The 23,727-nt window shown below is 73.7% G+C and carries 23 protein-coding genes; 16 read left to right on the plus strand and 7 right to left on the minus strand.

The window, feature by feature from the left end:
* Positions 1–68: 68 nt before the first annotated feature.
* The gene (locus ACZ6EG_RS10790; RefSeq protein WP_391972716.1) at positions 69–1,889 is read right to left on the minus strand and encodes a phosphatidylglycerol lysyltransferase domain-containing protein; all 1,821 of its coding nucleotides are present in this window, start codon (positions 1,887–1,889) and stop codon (positions 69–71) included.
* 217 nt (positions 1,890–2,106) lie between these two features.
* Here ACZ6EG_RS10790 and ACZ6EG_RS10795 point away from each other — a divergent pair, with 217 nt between their 5' ends.
* Both ACZ6EG_RS10795 and ACZ6EG_RS10800 read left to right on the plus strand, forming a co-directional pair.
* Positions 2,107–3,270: an alpha/beta hydrolase gene (locus tag ACZ6EG_RS10795; RefSeq protein ID WP_391972717.1), complete on the plus strand. Its 1,164-nt coding sequence runs from the start codon at positions 2,107–2,109 to the stop codon at positions 3,268–3,270.
* 153 nt (positions 3,271–3,423) lie between these two features.
* A complete protein-coding gene (locus ACZ6EG_RS10800) occupies positions 3,424–4,845 on the plus strand; it encodes a hypothetical protein (RefSeq protein WP_469603439.1) in 1,422 nt (473 codons plus the stop codon).
* Positions 4,846–4,893: 48 nt separating this feature from the next.
* Here ACZ6EG_RS10800 and ACZ6EG_RS10805 read toward each other — a convergent pair whose 3' ends face one another.
* Both ACZ6EG_RS10805 and ACZ6EG_RS10810 read right to left on the minus strand, forming a co-directional pair.
* Positions 4,894–6,306, minus strand: a complete 1,413-nt coding sequence (locus ACZ6EG_RS10805) for a PH domain-containing protein (RefSeq protein WP_391972719.1) — start codon at positions 6,304–6,306, stop codon at positions 4,894–4,896.
* On the minus strand, positions 6,303–6,824 hold the full coding sequence (locus ACZ6EG_RS10810) for a PH domain-containing protein (RefSeq protein ID WP_391972720.1): 522 nt from the start codon (positions 6,822–6,824) through the stop codon (positions 6,303–6,305). The genes ACZ6EG_RS10805 and ACZ6EG_RS10810 overlap by 4 nt, the downstream gene beginning before the upstream one ends.
* A gap of 31 nt (positions 6,825–6,855) precedes the next feature.
* Here ACZ6EG_RS10810 and ACZ6EG_RS10815 point away from each other — a divergent pair, with 31 nt between their 5' ends.
* Positions 6,856–8,007, plus strand: coding sequence for an NADH-quinone oxidoreductase subunit D (locus ACZ6EG_RS10815; RefSeq protein WP_391972721.1), 1,152 nt, complete (start codon positions 6,856–6,858; stop codon positions 8,005–8,007).
* Here the strand turns inward: ACZ6EG_RS10815 and ACZ6EG_RS10820 are convergent.
* On the minus strand, positions 7,972–9,147 hold the full coding sequence (locus tag ACZ6EG_RS10820) for an SAM-dependent methyltransferase (protein WP_469603444.1): 1,176 nt from the start codon (positions 9,145–9,147) through the stop codon (positions 7,972–7,974). The genes ACZ6EG_RS10815 and ACZ6EG_RS10820 overlap by 36 nt on opposite strands.
* Positions 9,148–9,265: 118 nt before the next feature.
* Here ACZ6EG_RS10820 and ACZ6EG_RS10825 point away from each other — a divergent pair, with 118 nt between their 5' ends.
* Both ACZ6EG_RS10825 and ACZ6EG_RS10830 read left to right on the plus strand, forming a co-directional pair.
* Positions 9,266–10,468 (plus strand): sensor histidine kinase, encoded by a 1,203-nt coding sequence (locus ACZ6EG_RS10825; RefSeq protein ID WP_391972723.1) that lies wholly within the window; start codon positions 9,266–9,268, stop codon positions 10,466–10,468.
* Between the two features lie 115 nt (positions 10,469–10,583).
* Entirely contained in the window at positions 10,584–11,258 is a 675-nt protein-coding gene (locus ACZ6EG_RS10830) for a response regulator transcription factor (RefSeq protein ID WP_356602099.1), read from the plus strand.
* Between the two features lie 23 nt (positions 11,259–11,281).
* On the opposite strand, the gene ACZ6EG_RS10835 is transcribed toward ACZ6EG_RS10830, so the two are convergent.
* A complete protein-coding gene (locus tag ACZ6EG_RS10835) occupies positions 11,282–12,388 on the minus strand; it encodes a DUF5937 family protein (RefSeq protein WP_469603448.1) in 1,107 nt (368 codons plus the stop codon).
* Between the two features lie 158 nt (positions 12,389–12,546).
* Here ACZ6EG_RS10835 and ACZ6EG_RS10840 point away from each other — a divergent pair, with 158 nt between their 5' ends.
* Positions 12,547–12,723, plus strand: a complete 177-nt coding sequence (locus tag ACZ6EG_RS10840) for a hypothetical protein (protein ID WP_391972725.1) — start codon at positions 12,547–12,549, stop codon at positions 12,721–12,723.
* Positions 12,724–12,822: 99 nt separating this feature from the next.
* Here the strand turns inward: ACZ6EG_RS10840 and ACZ6EG_RS10845 are convergent, their stop codons facing one another.
* Positions 12,823–14,052, minus strand: a complete 1,230-nt coding sequence (locus tag ACZ6EG_RS10845) for a threonine aldolase family protein (RefSeq protein ID WP_469603451.1) — start codon at positions 14,050–14,052, stop codon at positions 12,823–12,825.
* Between the two features lie 212 nt (positions 14,053–14,264).
* Between ACZ6EG_RS10845 and ACZ6EG_RS10850 the strand changes: the two genes are divergently transcribed.
* From ACZ6EG_RS10850 to ACZ6EG_RS10895, 10 genes are all read left to right on the plus strand, one after another.
* Positions 14,265–15,362, plus strand: coding sequence for a Rossmann-like and DUF2520 domain-containing protein (locus ACZ6EG_RS10850; protein WP_469603454.1), 1,098 nt, complete (start codon positions 14,265–14,267; stop codon positions 15,360–15,362).
* Positions 15,359–16,360: a pantoate--beta-alanine ligase gene (panC, locus tag ACZ6EG_RS10855; RefSeq protein ID WP_391972728.1), complete on the plus strand. Its 1,002-nt coding sequence runs from the start codon at positions 15,359–15,361 to the stop codon at positions 16,358–16,360. The genes ACZ6EG_RS10850 and panC overlap by 4 nt, the downstream gene beginning before the upstream one ends.
* Entirely contained in the window at positions 16,357–18,090 is a 1,734-nt protein-coding gene (locus ACZ6EG_RS10860) for an L-aspartate oxidase (RefSeq protein ID WP_391972729.1), read from the plus strand. Before panC ends, ACZ6EG_RS10860 begins: the two co-directional genes overlap by 4 nt.
* A gap of 5 nt (positions 18,091–18,095) precedes the next feature.
* The gene (gene nadC / locus ACZ6EG_RS10865; RefSeq protein WP_356602971.1) at positions 18,096–19,076 is read left to right on the plus strand and encodes a carboxylating nicotinate-nucleotide diphosphorylase; all 981 of its coding nucleotides are present in this window, start codon (positions 18,096–18,098) and stop codon (positions 19,074–19,076) included.
* A 4-nt stretch (positions 19,077–19,080) separates the two neighbouring features.
* Entirely contained in the window at positions 19,081–19,878 is a 798-nt protein-coding gene (locus ACZ6EG_RS10870) for a type III pantothenate kinase (RefSeq protein WP_053134917.1), read from the plus strand.
* 331 nt (positions 19,879–20,209) lie between these two features.
* On the plus strand, positions 20,210–20,824 hold the full coding sequence (locus ACZ6EG_RS10875; protein ID WP_391972730.1) for a hypothetical protein: 615 nt from the start codon (positions 20,210–20,212) through the stop codon (positions 20,822–20,824).
* A 23-nt stretch (positions 20,825–20,847) separates the two neighbouring features.
* Positions 20,848–21,027 (plus strand): hypothetical protein, encoded by a 180-nt coding sequence (locus ACZ6EG_RS10880; protein ID WP_356612626.1) that lies wholly within the window; start codon positions 20,848–20,850, stop codon positions 21,025–21,027.
* Positions 21,028–21,180: 153 nt separating this feature from the next.
* Positions 21,181–21,579: a BlaI/MecI/CopY family transcriptional regulator gene (locus ACZ6EG_RS10885; RefSeq protein WP_383650658.1), complete on the plus strand. Its 399-nt coding sequence runs from the start codon at positions 21,181–21,183 to the stop codon at positions 21,577–21,579.
* Between the two features lie 9 nt (positions 21,580–21,588).
* A complete protein-coding gene (locus ACZ6EG_RS10890) occupies positions 21,589–22,098 on the plus strand; it encodes an amino-acid N-acetyltransferase (protein ID WP_356612623.1) in 510 nt (169 codons plus the stop codon).
* A gap of 265 nt (positions 22,099–22,363) precedes the next feature.
* Complete coding sequence (locus ACZ6EG_RS10895; RefSeq protein WP_356612621.1) at positions 22,364–22,699, plus strand: histone-like nucleoid-structuring protein Lsr2; 336 nt, start codon at positions 22,364–22,366, stop codon at positions 22,697–22,699.
* Between the two features lie 44 nt (positions 22,700–22,743).
* Here the strand turns inward: ACZ6EG_RS10895 and ACZ6EG_RS10900 are convergent, their stop codons facing one another.
* Positions 22,744–23,412, minus strand: a complete 669-nt coding sequence (locus tag ACZ6EG_RS10900; RefSeq protein WP_469603462.1) for an SCO3374 family protein — start codon at positions 23,410–23,412, stop codon at positions 22,744–22,746.
* Positions 23,413–23,727 lie beyond the last annotated feature (315 nt).

Consider the following 23,727-nt stretch of genomic DNA (forward strand, 5'->3'; position numbering starts at 1 on the left):
GTGGAGGGTTCCGGCGGCGGTGGCCGGGTCGGGGCGCCCGCGTGCCCGGGCGCGCGGCGACCTGCCGGTCACGCCGGACGGGCCTCGTGCTCGGGCACCCCGTGGGCGCAGGGGCGGCGGGCGGGCGTGCGGCGGCGCAGGAAGCGGGGGAAGGGCGGGGTGAGGGTGAGGAAGCCCTCGGCCTGCATCGCGGCGAAGCCGATGCGGGGCAGGTCGGCGGAGGCGCGGTAGACGACGAAGCGCGGCTCCCAGCGGGGACGGAACTTCGCGTTGAACCGGTACAGGGATTCGATCTGGAACCAGCGGGAGAGGAACACCAGCACTCCCCGCCAGGCCCGCAGCACCGGCCCCGCGCCGATCTTCTCGCCGCGCGCTAGGGCCGCGCGGAACATCGCGAAGTTCAGCGAGACCCGCGCGACGCCCAGCTTGGGCGCGGCCTGGAGGGCGGCGACGATGAGCAGCTCGTTCATGCCGGGGTCGGCCGAACGGTCGCGCCGCATCAGGTCGAGGGAGACGCCGTCGGCGCCCCACGGCACGAAGTGCAGGATCGCCTTCAGGTCGCCGTACGCGCCGGGCTCGCCGTACTCGGCGTCCTGTTTGTGTGCGGTGGCGATCAGGCAGTCGCCGTCGGTGGGGTCGCCGATGCGGCCCAGGGCCATGGAGAAGCCGCGCTCGGTGTCCGTGCCGCGCCAGTCGTCGGCGGCGCGGCGGACACGGCCCAGTTCCGCCTCGCCGAGGTCAGCCACGCGTCGTACCCGGGTCTCGTAACCGGCGCGCTCGATGCGCTTGACCATCTGGCGCACATTGCGCATCGCGCGGCCGGCGAGGGAGAAATCCGCGACATCCACCACCGCCTCGTCGCCCAGTTCGAGGGCGTCGAGCCCGGTCTCGCGGGTCCACACCTCGCCGCCGGTCTCCGAGCAGCCCATGACGGCGGGCGTCCAGGAGTGGGCTCTGGCCTCGTCCATGAAGCGCTCGATCGCGCCCGGCCAGGCCTCGACGTCACCGATCGGGTCCCCGCTGGCGAGCATCACGCCGGAGACGACGCGGTAGGTGACGGCGGCCTTGCCGCTGGGGGAGAAGACGACGGCCTTGTCGCGGCGCAGCGCGAAGTGGCCGAGGGAGTCCCGGTCGCCGTGCCGGGCGAGCAGGCCGCGCAGGCGGGCCTCGTCGTCCTCGGTGAGGCGCGCGGCGGGGTGTTCGGGGCGGAAGGCCAGGTAGATCGTGGTGAGGGCGGTGAGCAGGCCGAGGGCGCCGAGCGAGAAGGCCACCGTCCAGGAAGTGGTGCCCCGGTAGTCGACCGGGCCCTCGACGCCGAACAGGCCGTAGAGGACGTGGGTGAGGCGGTCGGCCACGCTCGGGTCGCCGACCATGCGGTGCGGGTGGGCGCTCACGACGAGCAGCCCCAGGGCGAGGGAACCGGCGCCCATGAGGACGAAGTTGGCCAGCGCCCGCCAGCGGCTGCGCGGGTCGGGCAGCGCCGCGAACTGGTCCCGGTGGCGCAGCAGCGGGGCGAGCAGGGCCAGCGAGATCAGGGTGCCGAGGAGCGAGTGCCGGTACGTGAACTGCGCGACGGCGCCCAGAGGGAGCAGGGCGACGGCCGCTCGCCAGGCCCGGCGCTTGCGGCGCCTGAGGCCGTGGGCGAGCAGCAGCAACAGGACGCCCGCGCTGAGGGAGAGGGCCGCGGCGAACGGTCCGAACGCGCCGGGCAGCACCTCGGCGAGGGCGTGCACACGGCTGTGCCGGAAGCGCGGGAAGACGCCGGCGGCGATGTCCAGCAGGCCCACGAGGGCGCAGGCGCGGCCGACGAGGAGGGGCACGCTCTCGGGGCGGGGGCCGCGCGGCACCCGGCGCACGCTGCTGGGTTTCGCCGGAACCCGACCCGACATTTCCTCATCTGGCCTGACAGACATCGCACCCGTAGTTCTGCGAGAGACCGTGGATCCGGGCCCGTTTCGGGCATCCGGCGACATTGCGCCCTCTAGGACGGTGTCTCGGGAGAAGAGGTTCACTCCGCATGATCGGAGAGTCCGAACGGCCCGAACAGCGGCACGGGGGGCGGCGGGTTCGGCGGACGCACGGAAAGCGCGGGCAGGTCAGGAACGCATGGGTCTCACAAGCAACACGTTGCTCGCGCTGGCGGCTTCGTCCGGCGCGCTCCTGTTCGGCGGCACGGTGTGGCTGTGGCCGCGGCTGGCCCGGCGGAGCCCGCGGGCGGTCCTCGGGCGGGTGGGCCTGCTGCTCGCCACCCAGGTGGCGGTCTTCGCGGCGGTCGGGCTGGCCGCCAACCAGGCCTTCGGGTTCTACGCCAGTTGGGCGGACCTGTTCGGCCGGGAGGACGGGCAGGGGGTGGTCGTCGACCACTCGGCCGGCGCGTCCGGGGGACCCCTCCGGGTCGTCGGCGACCGGCGGGTGACGGCGGCGGGCGGCGGGCGCCCGGACACCGCCGGGCGCGTCCAGGAGATACGGATCGTCGGCCGCACGACGCGGATCGCGACGCCCGCGTACGTGTATCTGCCGCCGGAGTACTTCCAGGCGCGGCACCGCACCCGTACGTTCCCCGCGGCCGTCGTCCTGACCGGCTACCCGGGGACGGCCGAGGCGCTGGTGGACAAGCTGCACTACCCGCGCACCGCTTCCCAACTCGCCGCGGCCGGCCGGATGGAACCGATGATCCTGGTGATGCTGAGGCCCACCGTGGCCCCGCCGCGCGACACGGAGTGCGTGGACGTGCCGGGCGGCCCGCAGACGGAGTCGTTCTTCGCGAAGGACCTTCCCGAGGCCGTCGGCGCCCACTACCGCGTCGACAAGGGGCCGCGGCGGTGGGGCGTCGTCGGCAACTCGACCGGTGGCTACTGCGCCCTGAAACTCGCCCTGCACCATCCCGACGTGTACGCGGCCGGAGCCGGCCTCTCCGCGTACTACGACGCGCCCAGCGACCCCACGACCGGCGATCTCTTCCAGGGTGACGCGGGCCGGAGGAATCGGGCCGACCTGTGGTGGTGTCTCGACAAGCTTCCCGCGCCCGACACTTCACTGCTCGTCACCAGCAGCAGGTCCGGTGAGCCGAACTACAAGGACACGCTGGAGTTCATCGAGCGCGTGAAGGAGAAGAGTCCCACGCGGATCTCGTCGATCATCCTGGAAAGCGGCGGGCACAACTTCAATACCTGGCGGCGCGAGATTCCGGCGACCTTGCGGTGGCTGGGCGAGCGGCTCGGCGGGCGGTCGGACGGGCAGCCGGATGTGCGGCCCGGCGGGCGGTCGTAGGGGCACTGATGAGGTGCGCAGTAGAAATGATCTTGAGTAATTCGGTTGTCGGCGACCATGTGGATTCCCGATGTCCTGTGAACACGTCGCAGAGCGAAGTGTTTTTACGGGGCGGGGCGCCAAGATTCGCCTACGCGCGGTAAGTTTCTGGCCATGCCACGTGGACGTCACCGCCATTCCCCGCCCCTGCACAGGCTGCTTCCTCCGTCGGCGATCGCAGGCGTCTCCCTCGTCTGCGCCCTCGGCCCCTGGGTGTTCAGTGAAGCGCTGATCCTGCGCTCACTGGCCGCGGCCGCCGCGGTGACCGCCGTCGCCGGCGCGGTCGTCATGCGCCACTGGGACGCGCAGGCGGGCCGGCGCGTCGCCGACCTCACGCGCGCGCGGGCGAGCGACGAGTGGCGGTACGAGGAGCGGGTCGCCGAACTGGAGTCCGACCTGGAGGAGTCGCGCGAGCTGCGCGTGAAGCTGGAGCACCGGCTGCGCGCCAAGCGCACGGAGCTGGCGGGGCTGCGCAACGAACACGCCGCCCTGCTGCGGCGCTACGCCACGGCGGAGACCGAGCGGGCCAGCGCGCTGGAGGGCCGCAGGCTGCTGGAGATAGAGGCGGTGCCCCCGGCGCGCGCCCTGCCGGCGGCACGAACCGCATCGGCGGAGGAGGTCGCGGCCGGTGGGGCGCAGGCTTCGGCCGGTGGGGCACCGGTGGAGCGGGAGGCCCCGGCCGGTGGGACGCCGGCCGGAGAGGGCGAAGAGGCAGCCAAGGAGGCCCCGGCCGTCTTCTCCCCCGAGGGTTCCCGGCTGTTCCTGCGCGCGAACGCCGCCCTGGCCCGGTGGGACGAGGACGGGCCCACCGCACCGGACGCCGCCGACGCCGACGCCGACGGCGACGGCGACTCCGAGGACGGTGGTGGCGACGACGGCGACGGCGGGGGCAACGGCGGCGGCGAGCGCGCGGCGGCGGCCGAGTCCGCTCAGGAGGACGGGGCACAGGGGCAGCCCGTGGCCGGCGGACACGAGCGCACCGCCGCCGCCTCCCCGACGCCCGAGCCCGGCCGGCCGGGGCAGGCGCAGGAGCCCGAGCGGTCCGGGGAGCAGACCGACGAACGGCCCGAGCAGTCCGGTGACCGGGGCGAGCAGTCCGAGCGGCCCGACGAGCAAGAGCAGCGTTCCGAGCAGCCCGGTGAGCGGCCCGACGAGCCGTCCGCGCAGCCCAGGCAGGCCACCCGGCAGGCGACCGGTCACTTCGCGGTGCCGACCGCGGTGGCCGTCGTCCCGACGGCTCCGGTGCGCCGGCCCGTGGTCGAGGGCGGTTTCGACTTCTTCGGCACCAAGGACACCGAGGACGCCGAGGACGCCGAGGACGGGCGGGCCCCGTCCGGCACCCTGGAGGCCGTCCAGAACGAGGACCTCGCCGACGTGGTCGGCCAGGAGGCCCTCGCCCTGCACAAGGCCGAGTCGGAGGCCGCCTTCAAGCCGGCCGGCGAGGAGTCCGGGGGAGTGGGCCAGGTGATCGACCTGACGGCCCACGACGAGACCGAGCAGATCGACGTGCAGGGGCTGCGCAGCGCGGTGTCCTGACGCCGGTCCGCGGGGCGTCGCGGCGGGTGGCCGGGGCGTCCGCCGCTCTCAGGCCATCCACCGGTCCGGCAGCGCGTCCCGCCGCCCGGTCCGGGAGCGTTCCGCCTGCGCGCGCAGCAGCTCCGCCGCCTCGTCCGCGTCCCGCAGCCGCGCGGTCACGGTCTTGTTGGCTCCCGTGTCCACCCGTACGCCGGCCAGCCGCAGCGCCCGCTGCCAGGGTCCCTGGGTGCGGCGCACGCTCTGCACCTTGGCGTGCGGCACCAGTGCCAGGGTGCGGCGCAGCAGCCCGTACCGGGCGGCGAAGACGGCGTCCGTGACGACGAGCCCGTAGCCGCGCCACCACAGTGGCCGGCATCGCCCGGCGCGGCGCGGCGGCCGTGACAGATCCCCGTCCGCCGGCACGGTCACCCCGGGCAGCACCCGTGCGACGACCGACTCCGCGATCTCCCGCGGGGCGACCGGCAGCAGCACCGAGTTCGACGACCCGGCCACGTCCAGTTCCACCCGCACCCACCCCCGGCGCCGCCACAGCAGCGGCTCCACGATCCGTACGGTCTGCACCCGGCCGGGCGGCACGGTCTCGTGCGTGCGGTCCAGCAGGCCGCGGTCGATGCGCAGGCCGTCCGGGGACTCGGCCACCGTCCAGTCGTACTCCCCGACGAACCGGCCCGCGCTGCTCGCGCCCGCGGCGCCCAGCAGGGGCAGGGCGGTCGCCAGCACCGTCCACAGGTTGTGGGTGGCCAGCCACAGCAGCGTCGGTACGAGGACGGCGGCGATCAGCGTGCCCCAGGTCGCGCCGGTCAGCAGCAGCGAGACGGCGAGCACCCGCGGCGGCACCCGCAGCATCTGCCGGGAAGGCGCTTCGCCGACCTCGTGCGCGGTCTCCGGGGCGAGGCCGGCCGCACGGGCGAGCAGCTCGGCCCGCAGCGCGCTCGCCTCGTCGGCGCCCAGGAAGGCCAGCTCGTCCTTCTTGCCGGTGCCTATGACGTCGAGTTTCAGTTTCGCGACCCCGGCGACGCGGGCGAGCAGCGGCTGGGTGACGTCGACGGCCTGGATACGTTCCAGGCGGATGTGGGCGGTGCGCCGGAACAGCAGGCCGGTACGGATGCGCAGGTCGGTGTCGGTCACCGCGAAGTGGGTGAACCACCAGGTCAGGAAGCCGTACAGGGCGGCGGCCGGGATGAGGACGGCGAGGCCGATCAGCAGGTGCGTCGTCGTCAGCCGGGTGAGCTGGCGCTGCGCCTGGTCCGGATCGTGCACGGCCCACCCGACCAGCACGGCCACCGGCGCCCACGCCCGCCGCAACGGCGTGACGGGATGCAACCGCCGCTCGACGACACCGCCCGCGGTGGCGCCGGTCCCCGTCCCGGCTTCGCCATGGGGCGCGCCGGTCCCGGTCCCGGTGTCGGGCGCGAGGTCTTCCGTTCGCGGTCGGCCGTCCTCCGCCCCGTGCGTGGTCACAGCCCCGCCGATCGTGCTTCGCCCAGCTCGGTGAGCCGGTCGCGCAGACGCTCGGCCTCGGCCGGGTCGAGGCCGGGGATGGTCGCGTCGGTCGCGGCGGCAGCGGTGTGCAGCTGCACGCTGGCCAGGCCGAAGTACCGCTCGACCGGCCCGGAGGTGACCTCGACCAGCTGCATCCGCCCGTACGGGACGACGGTCTCCTCGCGCCACAGCACGCCCCGGCTGATCAGCAGGTCGTCCGCTCGCTCGGCGTAGCGCCAGGAAAGCCAGTTGCGCTCCAGCATCACCCAGCCCCAGGCCGCCACGGCCAACGGGAGCGCCGCCGACGTCGCCCAGAAGGGGCCCAGGAACAGCCCGAGCAGGAGGCCCGCGGCGAGCGCGAGCAACCCCAGCCACACCACCAGCAACAGCCGCCGCATGCGCAACAGCCGCGGTGGCAGGCCGGTCCACACCGGCTCGTCCGGCGCCGCCCTTGTCGCTTCCGCCGTGCCCGTGTCGTCAGGGCTCCCCGTCTCCATGGAGCCAGCGTACGTAGGGGAGACTGGGCGCATGACTCCCAAGACGGAGACCATGGTCGGTATCGGCGGCGCCGCGGAGAGCACCGACATGGTGCTCAACATCGGGCCGCAGCACCCGTCCACGCACGGCGTGCTGCGACTCAAGCTGGTGCTGGACGGCGAGCGCATCACGAGTGCCGAGCCCGTGATCGGCTATATGCACCGCGGCGCGGAGAAGCTGTTCGAGGCCCGGGACTACCGTCAGATCATCGTGCTCGCCAACCGCCACGACTGGCTGTCGGCGTTCTCCAACGAGCTGGGCGTGGTCCTCGCCGTGGAGCGGATGCTCGGCATGGAGGTCCCCCCGCGCGCGGTGTGGCTGCGGACGCTGCTCGCGGAACTCAACCGCGTGCTCAACCACCTGATGTTCCTCGGGTCGTACCCGCTGGAACTGGGCGGTATCACTCCGGTCTTCTACGCCTTCCGGGAACGGGAGGTCCTCCAGAACGTGATGGAGGAGGTCTCCGGCGGGCGTATGCACTACATGTTCAACCGCGTCGGTGGCCTCAAGGAGGACCTGCCGGCCGGCTGGACCGGCCGCGCGCGTGGTGCCGTCGCCGCGGTGCGCTCGCGCATGGACGTCTTCGACGACCTGGTGCTGGGCAACGAGATCTTCCGGGGCCGCACCCGAGGGGTCGGCGCCCTCAGCCCCGAGGCCGTGCACGCCTACGGTGTCAGCGGGCCGATCGCGCGCGCCTCGGGCGTCGACTTCGACCTGCGCCGCGACGAGCCGTACCTCGCCTACGGCGAACTCCGGGACACCCTGAAGGTCGTCACCCGGACCGAGGGCGACTGCCTCGCCCGCTTCGAGTGCCTCCTGGAGCAGACGCACAACGCCCTCGACCTCGCCGACGCCTGCCTGGACCGCCTGGCCGAGCTGCCGCCCGGGCCGGTCAACCAACGGCTCCCCAAGGTGCTGAAGGCGCCCGAGGGCCACACGTACGCCTGGACCGAGAACCCGCTCGGCATCAACGGCTACTACCTGGTCAGCAAGGGCGAGAAGACCCCGTACCGGCTGAAGCTGCGCTCGGCCTCGTACAACAACATCCAGGCGCTCGCCGAGCTGCTGCCCGGGACGCTGGTCGCGGACATGGTGGCGATCCTCGGGTCACTCTTCTTCGTGGTCGGCGACATCGACAAGTAGCGCGGACGCGTCGACGGCCCCCACCGGCTGGAGCAGCCACGTGAAGTCGCCCAGCCCGCCCGGCGCGGTCAGCTCGGCGGCCTGCGAGGCGCGCGAGAGGGCGCGTACGTACGCCGCCGGGTCGGTGGAGGCCAGCGCGAGCGGAGGGCGTTCGCCCGCGACGCCGAGGGCGCGCAGGGCCTCGCGCTGCGGGCGCAGGAGCGCACCGGAGGGCGTGCACTCCGGAACACACCTGTCGGCGTGCGGCGCCGCATCGTCATCGGCTCGCCGCGTCCCGCGCCTGTGGGCGGGCCGTGCCCCGCACCCGTCGGCGTGCCGCGCCGGACCGCCTGCCGCCGCGCACGCGTCCAGGGCGACGTGCGCGGTGATGTCGCACGTCCCGTCGGGCACCGGCGCCGTCTCCCGTCCCTCCCGGAAACCGGTGAGCGACCCGAAGGGCGGGCGGGCGGCCGCGGTGTGGGCGTAGTCGGCGGCCACCGCGAGCCCTGCGTCGAGCGCCGCCACCGCGGACGCCCAGGCGGTGTCCCGGGGGAGGCCGATCTCGGCCCGCAGCCCCTGCGTCCCGGACAGCGGCCACCACCGCGCCAGCCACCGTGCCTCCGCCCCGCTCACCGGCTCCCCGAGCCGTTCGGTGCCGTCGTCCCGCACGAGCACCCGCCGCGCCACACCGGCGGAGTCCACCTCGGCCACCTCCACGGGCACGTTGTCCAGCCACTCGTTGGCGAACAGCAGCCCCGTCACCCCGCCCGGCGGCTCGGCGAGCCACTCGATCCGGTGGTCCAGTCCCCGGGGGCGTCCGGCGACTTCGACGGCGTACGCGCGCGTGCGGGCGGCCACGTCGCCGGGCAGCGCGGCCAGCACCCCGGTGACCAGCTCGCCTCGCCCGGCCGCCAGGTCCACGAAGGCCAGCGACGCGGGCCGCCCGAGCGCCTCGTCGACCCGGCACAGCAGCCGCGCCACGGCCCCGGCGAACAGCGGCGACGCGTGCACCGACGTGCGGAAGTGCCCGGCCGGACCCTCGGGCCGGACGCGGTAGAAGCCGGCCGGACCGTAGAGGGCCTCCTGCGTCGCATCCCTCCAGCCCCGCCAGCGCTCCTGCTCCTCTGAGGGCGCTCTGATCCCTGTTGTCCCTCGCGTCACAGGCCCAGGCTAGGCGCACAGGAGAGCGGGGCCTCCACCTTGCGGAGTATGCGCACGGGGCGCGGATCGGCCCTCCGGTTGACCCCTGCACCTATCGCGCTTCCCTACGCTGGTTTACGTGCAGCGCCTCTACGATTTCCTCCGCAGACACCCGACCGGGGTCGACTGTTCCTGGGCTCTGGTCCTGTTCGCGATCTCCGTCGTGTCCGTGGACCCGGTGCGGGAGACCCGGGGGACGGACGCCATGGCGCTGATCATCCCGTGCGTCCTGCTGCTGTGCGTCGTGATCGCGCTGCGCCGGGTCGTGCCGGAGAAGATGCTGCTGCTGGCCGCCGCGGTGGGCCTCGGCCAGGTCGCGCTCGACGTGTCGACGATGGCGGCCGACTTCGCCCTCCTGGTGATCGTCTACACGGTGGCCGTGACCGGCGCCCGCTGGGCCTCCAGGGCCGCTCTGGCCATGGGGTTGTGCGCGGCGCCGGTCGCGCAGCTGCGCTGGCCCATGGAGGGCGTGAGCATAGGCAACAACGTCGCCATAACGGTCTTCCAGACGGTGCCCTTCGCCCTGGCCTGGGTGCTCGGTGACTCCCTCCGCACCCGCCGCGCCTACTTCGCGCAGCTGGAGGAGCGGGCCGCCCGGCTGGAGAAGGAGCGCGAGGCGCAGTCCAAGGTCGCGGTGGCCGCCGAGCGCGCCCGGATCGCGCGCGAGCTGCACGATGTCGTCGCGCACAACGTCTCCGTGATGGTCGTGCAGGCGGACGGCGCGGCCTACGTCCTGGACGCGGCGCCCGACCAGGCGAGGAAGGCCCTGGAGACCATCTCGTCCACCGGTCGCCAGGCCCTCGCGGAGATGCGCCGCCTGCTCGGCGTGCTGCGCACGGGCGAGCACCAGGAGGCCGGCGAGTACGTCCCGCAGCCGGACGTCCAGCAGATCGAGGACCTCGTCGAGCAGTGCCGCAGCTCGGGGCTGCCGGTGGACTTCAAGGTGGAGGGGACCCCGCGCACCCTGCCCAGCGGGGTCGAGCTGACCGCGTACCGCATCGTGCAGGAGGCGCTCACCAACACCCGCAAGCACGGCGGCCCCAACGCGGGCGCGAGCGTGCGGCTGGTCTACTTCGACGACGGTCTCGGGCTGCTCGTCGAGGACGACGGCAAGGGCGCCCCCCACGAGCTGTACGAGGAGGGCGGCTTCGACGGCCAGGGGCACGGCCTGATCGGCATGCGGGAACGTGTCGGCATGGTCGGTGGCACCCTGGACGCGGGCCCGCGGCAGGGCGGAGGATTCCGCATCAGCGCGCTGCTGCCGCTGAAACCCGCACACTGACACCCCTGCCTGTACGCATGTACGGCGTTGACACCTGTCACAACCGGCCGGCGACCCGGCTCAGAGACCGGCGCACCCGGCACAACCGGACGGCCGGAGAACGGAAGAGGCCCCGATGGCGATCCGCGTCATGCTCGTCGACGACCAGGTGCTGCTGCGCACCGGTTTCCGGATGGTGCTGGCGGCCCAGCCGGACATGGAGGTCGTCGCCGAGGCCGGGGACGGCGTCGAGGCTCTCCAGGTGCTGCGGTCGACCGCCGTGGACGTCGTCCTGATGGACGTCCGCATGCCCAAGCTCGACGGCGTCGAGACCACCAACCGGATCTGTGTGGACCCGGACGCGCCGAAGGTGCTGATCCTGACCACCTTCGACCTCGACGAGTACGCCTTCTCGGCGCTGAAGGCCGGCGCCTCCGGTTTCATGCTGAAGGACGTGCCGCCCGGCGAACTGCTCGCCGCGATCCGCTCCGTGCACAGCGGCGACGCGGTGGTCGCCCCCTCGACCACCCGCCGGCTGCTGGACCGGTTCGCCCCGATGCTGCCGACCACCGGGCAGGAGCCCCGGCACAAGGAACTGCAACGGCTCACCGGACGCGAGCGGGAGGTCATGGTGCTGGTCGCCCAGGGCCTGTCCAACGGCGAGATCGCGGCCCGGCTCGTGCTGTCCGAGGCGACCGTGAAGACGCACGTAGGCCGCATCCTGACCAAGCTCGGCCTGCGCGACCGGGTGCAGATCGTCGTCCTCGCCTACGAGACAGGGCTGGTACGGGCCGGAGGCGGGCAGGGCTGACGGCGGGCGGCCTCGGCCGCGGGTCAGCGGAGGATGCCCTCCAGGAAGTCGCTGCCCAGCCGGGCCACCACCGTCACGTCCAGCTGGTGCAGGACGTACCGCCCGCGGCGGCGGGTCGTGATCAGGCCCGCCTTCTTCAGCACCGCCAGGTGCCGGGATATCTCCGGGGCCGTCATGCCGTGCACCTGCGCCAGCTCGCTCGTGGTGTACGAACTGCGCGCCAGATAGCGGCAGATCCGCATCCGGACCGGGTGCGACAGCGCGGTCATCCGCAGGGTGAGCTGCTCCACCGACGGCGGGGAGGCCAGCTCCGGGGAGCCGACGGGGTAGTGCAGCGCCGGCTGCCAGTCGTAGCGGTGCAGGACGGACAGGTGGGGCCAGCCGAGGCTGGTGGGCACCAGCAGCAGGCCGCCGTCCCCGGTGGCCGTGACACCGTCCCCCAGCTTGTCGACCGTGATCCGCCCCGCGGACTCGTCCAGCTCCACCGCCGGGGACACGGCGGCCAGCGCCTCGGCCAGGCCCTTGCGCCGCAGGATCTCCGTCTTGTGCCGGGCGTCGGTCGCCAGCTGGTGGCGCAACCGGGACCAGGCCTCCGCGAAGAACGCCTCGTCGCAGTCCTGGGCGAACTGCCGCAGCCAGCCCCGGATGCGGGGCGGATCGGCCAGCAGCCGCTCACTGAAGCGCAGCTGCTGCGGCCCCCGCGCGGCGGCCAGGTCCAGCGCCCGCCGGCGCACCCCGGCGTCCGTGAGGGCAGAGACCCCACGGGTGCTGTAGGGCAGGGCACAGGTGAACTCCAGCGCCGCGTCCACGAACTGCTCGTCGGACAGCTTGTCCAGCAGGTCCAGGTCCTCGGCGAGGGTGGCGCCGGGCAGGGTGCTGCGGCCCGGGACGCCCGCGAACGGCATGAAGAGGTCCGAGAACGTCGTTCGCCACAGGAAGTCGGCCTCGCACATCCGGTCGGCCAGAGGGGAGTCGAGCCCTGCGGTCACGCCCGTCGCCCAGCCCTGCAGGCCCGGGTGGTGCCCCGGCTCGGACAGGGCGTGCAGCGCCATGCCCAGCTCGGCCAGCGGGGAGGGCACGACGGCGACCCTCTCCGGCCGCAGCCCCGCGATGTCGATGCGCACGCTCATGTCCTCATGGTGCACCCCGCCACTGACAACACCGCCGTCGATTGACCGTCGCGGTCAATCGACGCGACCGCCGCGCCCGTGGCGGCGCAGGCTGGACCCACCGGGGCGGCCCGCGGCAGCCCGGCCTCCCCCCACGTCCCCCGGAGAAGGAGAACCGCATGAGCGTCACGCAGCAGTACCTCCTCGACCTTCATCGCGCCCGGCAGCTGGGCGCACCCGCCCCGCCGGCGCCCGGCACCCATGACCGGCGGGTCGTGCGCGCCTGGCGCGACCGCCGCCGCTTCCGCGCGGTCCTCGCCGGCCGCCCGGTGCGGTCGACCCGCGGCGGTCAGTAGGCCGGTCGGAGCCGGTCGGGCCCGGTGGAGCCGGTCGGGCCCGGTCGGCCGGTGGTCCTGAGCCGTCAGCGGGTCGGCGCCGGTGAGCCGCTCCGCGGGTCAGCCGGTCAGCCTGGCCGCGAAGTCGGCCACCGCGGCCTTCACGTCGTCGGCCGTCCACCGGAGGCCCTCCGCCTCCACCCCGACCTCGGTGACGGCGAGCCCCGGGCCGGGGGTCCGCCAGCCCCGCGAGAAGAGCAGGGTGCCGGTCTCCTCGCCCTGCCGGACCGCGGCCTCGCCGACGACCTCGGCCTCGTACGGCATCCAGACCTGGAACTCGTGGGTGTGCGGTACCTCGGGGTGCACCCGCGCCCACGGCAGCCCGGCCGCCGCGAAGCCCTCCCGCAGCGCGGCGGCCACCACGCGCGCGTGGGCCACGTACTCCGGCAGCCGGGGCAGCTCGCGCTCCAGGCCGGCCAGCGCCGACAGCACCGTGGGGAACTGCTGGAAGACCGCGCCGCCGTACCGGTGCCGCCATGCCCTGGCCTCCTCGACGAGGGCCCGGGGGCCGGCGAGGGCGGCGCCGCCGTAACCCTTGAGGGACTTGTAGAACGAGACGTACACGCTGTCCGCGAGAGCCGCGATCTCGGCCGCGGACCGGCCGAAGTGCACGGTGGACTCCCACAGCCGGGCACCGTCGAAGTGGACCACCGCGTCGCGCTCCCGCGCGGCGTCGACGACCTCGGTGAGCTCCTCCCAGGTGGGCAGCACGAAACCGGCCTCCCTGAGGGGCAGCTCCAGCATCAGCGCCCCGAAGGGTTCCTCGAAACCGCGCACCTCCTCGGCCGTCGGCATCCGCGGCTCACTGGTCAGCCGTACCGGGCGCAGCCCACTGACCAGGCTGAAGGCGTTGCGCTCGTGCACCTCGGGGTGGCTGAGCCCGTGCAGGGCGACCACCGGGTCGCCGGTGCGCCCCGCCCAGCAGCGCAGCGCCACCTGCTGGGCCATGGTGCCGGTCGGGAAGAACGCGGCGGCCTCGGTGCCGAGCAGGGCGGCGGTCTTCTCCTCCAGGGCCTCCACGATGCCGTCGCCGTACATGTCGGAGGCCTCGTCGAGGTCGTACAGCTCGGCTGCCCCCTCCAGCAGCGCTAGCCGCTCGCGCAGGGTCGTACCGAAACCCGGTGCGGCGAGCACGCGCCGGGCACCGCGATGGGCGGCCACGCGCCGCTCCCGCAGACACGGGCCGTGCGCGTGTGCCGCCTCCGCCCCGGCCGAGTCCGGCACCCGGGCCGGCCGCCCCGCCCGCCCCGCGAGCCCGTCCTGCTCCGTCTGCTCCGCCGCATCGCTCATGCCGGGATCATGCCGCGCGGACGCCGACGGGGACACACCGGTTTTCCCACAGCTTTCGCCACGCCCGATCACGCGCGCGGGGAGGTGTGCCCCGCCGCCGCACGGAAACCCACAGCCTGTGGACAACCGGACGCGCCCCGAACCAATCGCGTTAACATGACGAGAAATCGTCCGGTACCCCGAGCGGACTGGAACGGGAAGGCCGCCGTCGCGTGAACACAACCCCACAGCCAGACCCCAAGGACCGCCCCGCGCGGCTCACGGTAGGCGTCGTCGGCGCCGGACGCGTGGGTCCCGCGCTGGCCGCGTCCCTCCAGCTCGCCGGGCACCGGCCGGTGGCCGTCTCCGGGGTCTCCGACGCGTCCAGACGGCGTGCCGCCGCTCTCCTCCCCGACGTGCCGCTCGTGCCGCCGGCGGAGGTCCTCCAGCGAGCCGAGCTGGTCCTGCTGACGGTCCCTGACGACGCCCTGCCGGACCTGGTGACCGGGCTCGCCGAGACGGGGGCGGTGCGGCCGGGTCAGCTGCTCGTGCACACCTCCGGGCGGTTCGGCGCCAGGATCCTCGACCCCGCGCTGCGCGCCGGCGCCCTGCCGCTGGCCCTGCACCCCGCGATGACCTTCACCGGCACGCCCGTGGACGTCCAACGCCTGGCCGGCTGCTCGTTCGGCGTCACCGCTCCCGAGGAGCTGCGACTGGCCGCCGAGGCCCTGGTGATCGAGATGGGCGGCGAGCCGGAGTGGATCGCGGAGGAGAAGCGCCCGCTGTACCACGCCGCCCTCGCACTCGGAGCCAACCACCTGGTCACCCTGGTCGCCCAGTCCATGGAGCTGCTGCGCACGGCCGGTGTCGAGGCTCCCGACCGGATGCTCGGCCCGCTGCTGGGCGCCGCTCTGGACAACGCCCTGCGCTCCGGGGACGCGGCCCTCACCGGCCCCGTCGCGCGCGGGGACGCGGGTACGGTCGCCGCGCACATCGCGGAGCTGCGCGCCCACGCCCCGCAGGCCGTGGCGGGCTACGTGGCGATGGCCCGCGCGACCGCCGACCGGGCCCTGGACCACGGCCTGCTGAAGGCCGAACTCGCCGAGGACCTGCTCGGGGTACTCGCCGACGGAACCGGCGCTGCAGGCACCCCCATGAGCACCGAAGGCGCCCCCGGCCCCACGGGCACGGCCCGCACCGGTGACACGGCGAGCCCTGAAGGACCGGCAGGCACCCAGGACACAGCGAACACCGACGACCGCGACGGGCCGGAAGGAACAGACGGACCGGACGGAACGGACGGCACCGGCCCCGAGGGAGACGCCCGATGACCACCACCCCGCCCGTCCTGCTGCGCACCGCCGACGAGCTCCACGCGCGCGTGCGGCACGGCCGCCGGGCCGTCGTGATGACCATGGGCGCCCTGCACGAGGGCCACGCCACCCTGGTCCGCGCGGCACGCGACCTCGCGGGCCGCGACGGCGAGGTCGTCGTCACGGTCTTCGTCAACCCGCTCCAGTTCGGCGCGGGCGAGGACCTCGACCGGTACCCGCGCACCCTGGAAGCCGACCTGGAGATCGCCGGACAGGCGGGCGCGGACGTCGTCTTCGCCCCCTCCGTCGACGAGGTCTACCCGGGCGGCGAGCCCCAGGTGCGCGTCACGGCGGGCCCCATGGGCGAGCGCCTGGAGGGTGCCTCCCGCCCCGGCCACTTCGACGGCATGCTCACCGTCGTCGCCAAGCTGCTCCACCTCACCCGCCCGGACCTCGCCCTCTACGGTCAGAAGGACGCCCAGCAGCTGGCCCTGATCCGCCGGATGGTCCGCGACCTGAACTTCGGCGTGGACATCGTCGGCGTCCCCACCGTGCGCGAGGAGGACGGCCTGGCCCTGTCGAGCCGCAACCGCTACCTCACGCCCCAGGACCGGCGCACGGCCCTCGCCCTCTCCCAGGCCCTGTTCGCCGGCCTGGACCGGCACGCCGCCCAGGAGGCGCTGCGCGCGCGGGCCCGTGAGGTACCCGCCACGCAGGCGCGCGCCGAGGCGCTCAGCGCCCTGGGCGAGTCCCGCGCGGCGGCCGACGCGCACGCCGTCGCCACCTCGGCCCCGGCGAGTGCCACGGCCGTCCGCGCCGCCGCCCGCCTGGTGCTGGACGACGCCGCCCGTCTCGACCCGCCGCTGGAGCTGGACTACCTCGCCCTGGTCGACCCCTCCGACTTCACGGAGATCGGCGACGACCACACGGGCGAGGCCGTCCTCGCGGTCGCCGCCCGGGTCGGCGCGACCCGGCTGATCGACAACGTCCCCCTCACGTTCGGAGCCGCCTCGTGACCAGCACAGGCATACGACTGCACGCCCCCGCGCCCGGCTGGGCCATCGCCGCGGACGTGGTGGTCGTCGGCTCCGGCGTCGCCGGACTCACCGCGGCCCTGCGCTGCGAGGCCGCGGGCCTGCGGACGGTCGTCGTCACCAAGGCCCGCCTCGACGACGGTTCCACGCGCTGGGCGCAGGGCGGTATCGCCGCGGCCCTCGGCGAGGGCGACACCCCCGAGCAGCACCTGGACGACACCCTGGTGGCCGGCGCGGGCCTCTGCGACGAGCAGGCGGTCCGCACCCTGGTCACCGAGGGCCCGGACGCCGTACGCCGCCTCATCGCCACCGGCGCGCACTTCGACGAGTCCACCGAGGGCGGCCTGGCCCTCACCCGGGAGGGCGGCCACCACCGCCGCCGCATCGCCCACGCCGGCGGCGACGCCACGGGCGCGGAGATCTCCCGTGCCCTGGTCGAGGCGGTACGCGCGCGAGGGATGCGCACGATCGAGAACGCCCTCGTCCTGGACCTCCTCACGGACGCCGACGGCCGCACCGCCGGCGTCACCCTGCACGTCATGGGCGAGGGCCAGCACGACGGCGTCGGGGCGGTCCACGCCCCGGCGGTGGTCCTCGCCACCGGCGGCATGGGCCAGGTCTTCTCGGCGACGACGAACCCGTCCGTCTCCACGGGCGACGGCGTCGCGCTCGCCCTGCGCGCGGGCGCCGAGGTGAGCGACCTCGAGTTCGTCCAGTTCCACCCCACGGTCCTCTTCCTCGGCCCGGGCGCCGAGGGCCAGCAGCCCCTGGTGTCGGAGGCGGTACGGGGCGAGGGCGCCCACCTGGTGGACGCGGACGGCGTGCGCTTCATGGTGGGACAGCACGAGCTGGCCGAACTCGCTCCCCGCGACATCGTCGCCAAGGGCATCACGCGCCGCATGCAGGAGCGGGGCACCGAGCACATGTACCTGGACGCCCGCCACTTCGGGGCGGCGATGTGGGAGCGCCGTTTCCCGACGATCCTCGCCGCCTGCCGCGCCCACGGCATCGACCCGGTCACCGAGCCCGTCCCGGTCGCCCCCGCCGCCCACTACGCCTCCGGCGGCGTCCGCACCGACGCCCACGGCCGCACGACCGTCCCCGGCCTGTACGCCTGCGGCGAGGTCGCCTGCACCGGCGTGCACGGCGCCAACCGCCTGGCCTCCAACTCCCTCCTGGAGGGCCTGGTCTACGCCGAACGCATCGCCGCCGACATCGCGGCGAGCCACACGGCCGACGCCCTCCACGCGCCCGTGCCCGCGCCGCTCCCGCAGCCGGCCCACCCCGCGCACCCCCTCCTCCCGCCCGAGGCCCGCCTCACCGTCCAGCGGATCATGACCGCGGGCGCGGGCGTTCTGCGCTCGGCCGACTCCCTCGCGCGCGCGGCCGACCAGCTGCACGACCTCCACACCGAGGCCCGCGAAGCCCTGTACGAGAACGGCAAGACGTCCGAGCCGGGCGTCGACACCTGGGAGGCCACCAACCTCCTGTGCGTGGCCCGCGTCCTGGTGGCCGCCGCGCGTCGACGCGAGGAGACCCGCGGCTGCCACTGGCGCGAGGACCACGCGGACCGCGACGACACGACCTGGCGCCGCCACATCGTCGTACGCCTGAACCCGGACCGGACCCTCGCCGTGCACACCACGGAGACCGCAGACTTCCCCCCGACCACCCACAGCCCCCAGTGCCCGCAGCGTCCCCAGGAGCAGTGACAGCAGTGAACACCCCCGACCTTCCCCTCGCCTCCGGCGGAGGCTGCGGCGACGGCTGCGCCTGCGGCGCGGACACCGACGAAGAGACCTTCATGGAGTGCGGCCTCGATCCCGCACTCGCGGCACTCCTCCTCGACTCGGGTCTCGACCCGGTGGAGGTCGAGGACGTGGCGAACATCGCCGTCCAGGAGGACCTGGCCGGCGGCGTCGACGTGACGACGGTCGCGACCATCCCCGAGGAAGCCGTGGCCACCGCCGACTTCACCGCGCGGGAGGCCGGCGTCGTGGCGGGCCTCCGGGTCGCCGAGGCGGTCCTCTCGGTGGTCTGCACGGACGAGTTCGAGGTGGAGCGCCACCTGGAGGACGGCGACCGCGTCGAAGCCGGCCAGAAGCTCCTCTCGGTCACCACCCGCACCCGCGACATCCTCACCGCCGAACGCAGCGCGCTGAACCTCCTGTGCCGCCTGTCGGGCATCGCGACGGCCACGCGCGCGTGGGCGGACGTCCTGGAGGGCACCAAGGCCAGGGTCCGGGACACCCGCAAGACCACCCCGGGCCTGCGCAGCCTCGAGAAGTTCGCGGTCCGCTGCGGCGGCGGCGTCAACCACCGCATGTCCCTCTCGGACGCGGCCCTGGTCAAGGACAACCACGTGGTGGCCGCGGGCGGCGTCGCACAGGCCTTCCAGGCGGTCCGCGAGCGTTTCCCCGACCTCCCCATCGAGGTCGAGGTCGACACCCTGCACCAGCTCCGCGAGGTCGTGGACGCGGGCGCCGACCTGATCCTCCTGGACAACTTCACCCCGGACGAGTGCGAGGAGGCCGTCGCCCTGGTCGCCGGCCGCGCCGCCCTGGAGGCCTCGGGCCGCCTCACCCTCGCCAACGCCAAGGCGTACGCGGCCACGGGAGTCGACTACCTGGCCGTGGGCGCCCTCACCCACAGCTCCCCGATCCTGGACATCGGCCTGGACCTGCGAGCGGCGGAGTAGAGCCATGCTGCTGACGATCGACGTAGGCAACACCCACACCGTCCTCGGCCTCTTCGACGGCGAGGACATCGTCGAGCACTGGCGCATCTCGACGGACTCGCGCCGCACGGCCGACGAACTGGCCGTCCTCCTCCAGGGCCTGATGGGCATGCACCCGCTCCTCGGCGACGAACTGGGCGACGGCATCGACGGCATCGCCATCTGCGCGACGGTCCCCTCGGTCCTGCACGAACTCCGCGAGGTCACCCGCCGCTACTACGGCGACGTCCCCGCCGTCCTCGTCGAACCGGGCGTCAAGACGGGCGTCCCGATCCTCACCGACCACCCCAAGGAGGTCGGCGCCGACCGCATCATCAACGCGGTCGCGGCCGTCGAGCTCTACGGCGGCCCGGCGATCGTCGTCGACTTCGGCACGGCGACGACCTTCGACGCCGTCAGCGCGCGGGGCGAGTACGTCGGCGGCGTCATCGCCCCCGGCATCGAGATCTCGGTGGAGGCACTCGGCGTCAAGGGCGCCCAGCTCCGCAAGATCGAGGTGGCCCGCCCCCGCAGCGTGATCGGCAAGAACACGGTCGAGGCCATGCAGTCCGGCATCGTCTACGGCTTCGCCGGCCAGGTCGACGGCGTCGTGAACCGCATGGCCCGCGAACTGGCCACCGACCCCGACGACGTCACGGTCATCGCGACGGGCGGGCTCGCGCCGATGGTCCTGGGCGAGTCCTCGGTCATCGACGAACACGAGCCGTGGCTGACCCTGATGGGCCTCCGCCTGGTCTACGAACGAAACGTCTCCCGCATGTGACCCCCACCGCACCAAGCCCGACGGGAGACCACCGGCGCCCAGCGACCACCGACTGCGCGCCGGTGGCCCCGTAGGCCGAGAAGGAACGAGCCGACGAGCAGGGGCGAGCCGGGGGGCGAGGGCCCGCACCCCCGGCGCGGCCCCGGCCCCCCACCGCACGCACCCCACCGACCCTGCCGAGGCCGCCGCAGGCACCCGCACCCGCACCGACCCCCCACAAGCCCGCCGCAGGCACCCGCACCACCGCCGGAGGCCCCCGCATCCGAGTGGCCCCCCACGCCACACCCATCCCCTATGCCGAGTTTGTCTGATTAGCGCGTATCGTCGCCGCATGCCCACGCCCTACGGATCCCGCGGCGGTATGGCGTTCGGTGCCCAGGAGCTGCGTGTGCTCCGGCGCGCCCTCGCCCTCGCCCTGAACCCCAGCCCCGTCACGGCGGAGGAGGCCCAGGACTGCCTCCGCCTCGCAGAGTCGCTCGACGAGGCGATGCGGGAGAGCGCCCGGCTGCGCGCCTTCCTGGTGGCCGACCTCGCCCGGTACCGCGCCGCCCTCCCCGGCACCGCCACCGGTTACCTCACGCTCCTGGACGAGGCGCTGGGCGCCGGTCACCGCCCGAACGCGGACGACCTCGCCGCCCTGGGAGCCCTGCGCGGCAACGCCACCGCGGCCGCTCTCCTCGACCGCTGCAGACCCCCACGCCCCAGGGCAGGCACGGCGACCCCCGCGACCACCCCCGCGACCACCGTCGTCCTCCCCGCCGCGCGCACCCGCCTCCACGCCCTCCCCGGCGGCCAGCAGCCCGAGAAGAAGCCCGCACAGAAGCCGGCCCCCCGCCCCGCTCCCGCCACGCCGAAACGCCCCGTCCCCACCCCGGGCGAGGTCTTCCCCCGCCGCAAGCCGGCCCCTCCCGCCCCCGCCTCCCGGCACCACCTCGCAGCCGGCTGACCCGGCCTGGCTACCCTGGGGTCATGGACTACGTCTCCGCGCTCCTGCCCCCGGCCGTGATGGCCGTGTTCTTCATCGGCGTGATCAGGGTGATCGTGAAGACCCAGGGCGGCGCCAACAAGGCCAAGGAGGACGCGGCCGTGGACGCCGCCCTCGCGCGAGCGGAGGGCGCCCGCCAGCCGTCCGCCCGCTCCGAGGCCTGACCTCCGGCTCCCTCCCCCCACGTCGGACACCGGCGTACGGCCCCCGCTCCACGGTGGGCCGTACGCCCTTTTTGTGCTCGTTTGACGGCTAAACCGCACGTCCGCCACGCCATCGCCGGGTTCTCCCACTATCGTCGAGGTGTGCCTCGCCCATTGGGAGAACTCGAAGACGCGGTCATGACGAGGGTGTGGAAGTGGAACCGCCCCGTGACCGTTCGAGAAGTCCTGGAAGACCTGCAGCAGGAACGGTCCATCGCGTACACCACGGTGATGACCGTTTTGGACAATCTCCATCAGAAGGGCTGGGTGCGACGAGAGTCGGAAGGCCGGGCCTATCGATATGAGGCGGTCTCCACCCGCGCCGCCTACGCCGCCGCGCTGATGAACGACGCGTGGTCGCAGAGCGACAACCCCACGGCCGCCCTCATCGCCTTCTTCGGCATGATGAGCGAGGAACAGCGCCAGGCTCTCGGAGACGCCATCCGCATCGTGCGGGGACCGGAAACCCCCGCACCCAACCCCGGCTCCGTACCGGACGTGGGCGAGCGATAGCGTCCCCACATGTCAAAAGCCATCAGCGTCCGACGGGCCCGCACCAGCGATGTCCCGGACGTGCGCCGGCTCCTCGACGCGTACGTCCGTGACCGCATCCTGCTCGACAAAGCGATGGTGACGCTTTACGAGAGCATCCAGGAGTTCTGGGTCGCGGAACGGGACGACAACGCCGAGGTGGTCGGCTGCGGCGCCCTGCACGTGATGTGGGAAGACCTCGCGGAAGTGCGGACTCTCGCCGTCAAGCCCGGCCTGAAGGGCGTCGGCGTCGGGCACCGGTTGCTGGAGAAGTTGCTGGACACGGCTCGTTGGCTCGGTGTTCGGCGCGTTTTCTGCCTCACCTTCGAAGTGGACTTCTTCGCCAAGCACGGGTTCGTGGAGATCGGGGAGACTCCCGTCGACACCGATGTCTACGCGGAGCTGCTGCGTTCCTATGACGAGGGTGTCGCGGAGTTCCTCGGTCTCGAACGAGTGAAACCGAACACCTTGGGCAACAGTCGGATGCTTCTGCATCTGTGATCACCGGGCATCGATGCCATCCGCAGCACTTCGCCAGGTTTATTCCACCGACAGGCCGTGCGCGGGTTGGCTCGGGTTCCCTATGTCCGAAACGCGTATCTTTCCGGCCCGGGAGCGGGCTACCGGTCTCCGTCGGGGGTTTGTGTTTTTCCGGCAAAAGCGGTTTGCTTTCCGACGTACTGCAGTACTGCATATAACAAGGGTTGGCGATACGGCGGACGCCGACGGACCTCCGGCCCTCAGGTTATCGATGAAAGGAAATCCGGTGGCACAGAAGGTTCAGGTCCTTCTTGTCGACGACCTCGACGGTGGCGAGGCAGACGAGACCGTGACGTTCGCGCTGGACGGCAAGACGTACGAGATCGACCTCACCACCTCCAATGCGGACAAGCTCCGTGGGCTTCTCGACCCGTACGTGAAGGGTGGTCGTCGCACCGGGGGCCGCGCCTCGGGCGGTCGCGGCAAGGCGCGTACCTCCTCCGGCGGCAGCCAGGACACCGCGGCGATCCGCGCCTGGGCCAAGGAGAACGGCTACGACGTCAACGACCGCGGTCGTGTCCCCGCGATGATTCGCGAGGCGTACGAGAAGGCCAACGGCTGATCACCCGCCCCGCACCTCGGGCTCAGCCGCCGGCCCGGAGGCCGTCAGCGCGGCGCCCGCGGGGGACGCGCGAACCGGGAGGGCCGGGCGAGCCCGATCCGGTGGCACTGGGTCGCCAGGGTGTGGACCAGCCGTGCGAGATCGGGGGCGGTTCCCGTGCCCCCCATGGCCGACAGCGTCGGCAGCGAGGCCTCGACCTCGCACCCCGGCTCCGGGGGCCGCAGCCAGACGGCGGCCCCCCGCAGGCCGTCGCGGTCCGGGGGACGCGGCGGCGGGCCGGCCGCGCCGCATCCGGCGGGCAGCGGCGCGTCCAGGAGGCCGCCGGCGCCGACCGCCGTGAGGTCGAGCGGCAGCGAGCCCCACTCCAGCCACTCCAGCAGCCCCGGCATCTCCTCCGCGCTGCCCGCCGCCACGAGCAGCAGCATCCGCTCGCCGTGGACGGCCACGGGGAAACCCGGCCTGTGCGCGCCCGGGCCGAACCGCTCCAGTGCCGCGTGGCCGGCCTCGGCGGGGACCCTCAGGACGTCGAAGCGGACACCGGTACGGAGCCGCACCGGGGACCCCGGCGCCGTCGGCCAGCCGAGCGCGCACTCGTACCACCGCCGCACGGGCTCCGGCGCGCCGCCCGCCTCGAGCGGTCGGCGGGGGAACGGCACCGTGGGGGCCGAAGCGGCCGGAAAGGCCGGAGGGACCGGGAGGGGGGCGCCAACCATGCCAAGTGCAACGGTCGAAACCACGACCGGGTTACGCTGGGTAGTGCTGCGGACGCGCTCCGTGCTGCACGTGGGGGCGTGCGGGGGCGCGGGGAGGCACAAGGTTGTTCGCCCGTAGCGGAGGGAACCGGTGCGCGCGGCATGGAGTGTCCGTCCCAGCGGGTAAGACATCCCTAGTGGGAGGGGGCGACACGCGGATTGGGCCGTCTCACGTTCGCCATCGGCGTACTGGCGACTGGGGTAAGTGCCTGGCCTGCGGGAACATCGTCTCGCACCATCGGGTTGTGGCAGATGTCGGCGTCAGGGGTCAGGAGG

The organism is Streptomyces sp. NPDC041968 (assembly GCF_055589025.1).

Bases quoted from the DNA above. Each gene is read 5' to 3' on its own strand.
- ACZ6EG_RS10815 (WP_391972721.1), top strand. From the start codon at position 6,856: ATGACTCCCAAGACGGAGACCATGGTCGGTATCGGCGGCGCCGCGGAG.
- ACZ6EG_RS10890 (WP_356612623.1), top strand. From the start codon at position 21,589: ATGTCAAAAGCCATCAGCGTCCGACGGGCCCGCACCAGCGATGTCCCG.
- ACZ6EG_RS10845 (WP_469603451.1), bottom strand. From the start codon at position 14,052: ATGAGCGATGCGGCGGAGCAGACGGAGCAGGACGGGCTCGCGGGGCGG.
- ACZ6EG_RS10840 (WP_391972725.1), top strand. From the start codon at position 12,547: ATGAGCGTCACGCAGCAGTACCTCCTCGACCTTCATCGCGCCCGGCAG.
- ACZ6EG_RS10790 (WP_391972716.1), bottom strand. From the start codon at position 1,889: ATGTCGGGTCGGGTTCCGGCGAAACCCAGCAGCGTGCGCCGGGTGCCG.
- ACZ6EG_RS10835 (WP_469603448.1), bottom strand. From the start codon at position 12,388: ATGAGCGTGCGCATCGACATCGCGGGGCTGCGGCCGGAGAGGGTCGCC.
- ACZ6EG_RS10810 (WP_391972720.1), bottom strand. From the start codon at position 6,824: ATGGAGACGGGGAGCCCTGACGACACGGGCACGGCGGAAGCGACAAGG.
- ACZ6EG_RS10800 (WP_469603439.1), top strand. From the start codon at position 3,424: ATGCCACGTGGACGTCACCGCCATTCCCCGCCCCTGCACAGGCTGCTT.
- ACZ6EG_RS10880 (WP_356612626.1), top strand. From the start codon at position 20,848: ATGGACTACGTCTCCGCGCTCCTGCCCCCGGCCGTGATGGCCGTGTTC.
- panC (WP_391972728.1), top strand. From the start codon at position 15,359: ATGACCACCACCCCGCCCGTCCTGCTGCGCACCGCCGACGAGCTCCAC.
- ACZ6EG_RS10875 (WP_391972730.1), top strand. From the start codon at position 20,210: ATGCCCACGCCCTACGGATCCCGCGGCGGTATGGCGTTCGGTGCCCAG.
- ACZ6EG_RS10870 (WP_053134917.1), top strand. From the start codon at position 19,081: ATGCTGCTGACGATCGACGTAGGCAACACCCACACCGTCCTCGGCCTC.
- ACZ6EG_RS10900 (WP_469603462.1), bottom strand. From the start codon at position 23,412: ATGGTTGGCGCCCCCCTCCCGGTCCCTCCGGCCTTTCCGGCCGCTTCG.
- ACZ6EG_RS10830 (WP_356602099.1), top strand. From the start codon at position 10,584: ATGGCGATCCGCGTCATGCTCGTCGACGACCAGGTGCTGCTGCGCACC.
- ACZ6EG_RS10795 (WP_391972717.1), top strand. From the start codon at position 2,107: ATGGGTCTCACAAGCAACACGTTGCTCGCGCTGGCGGCTTCGTCCGGC.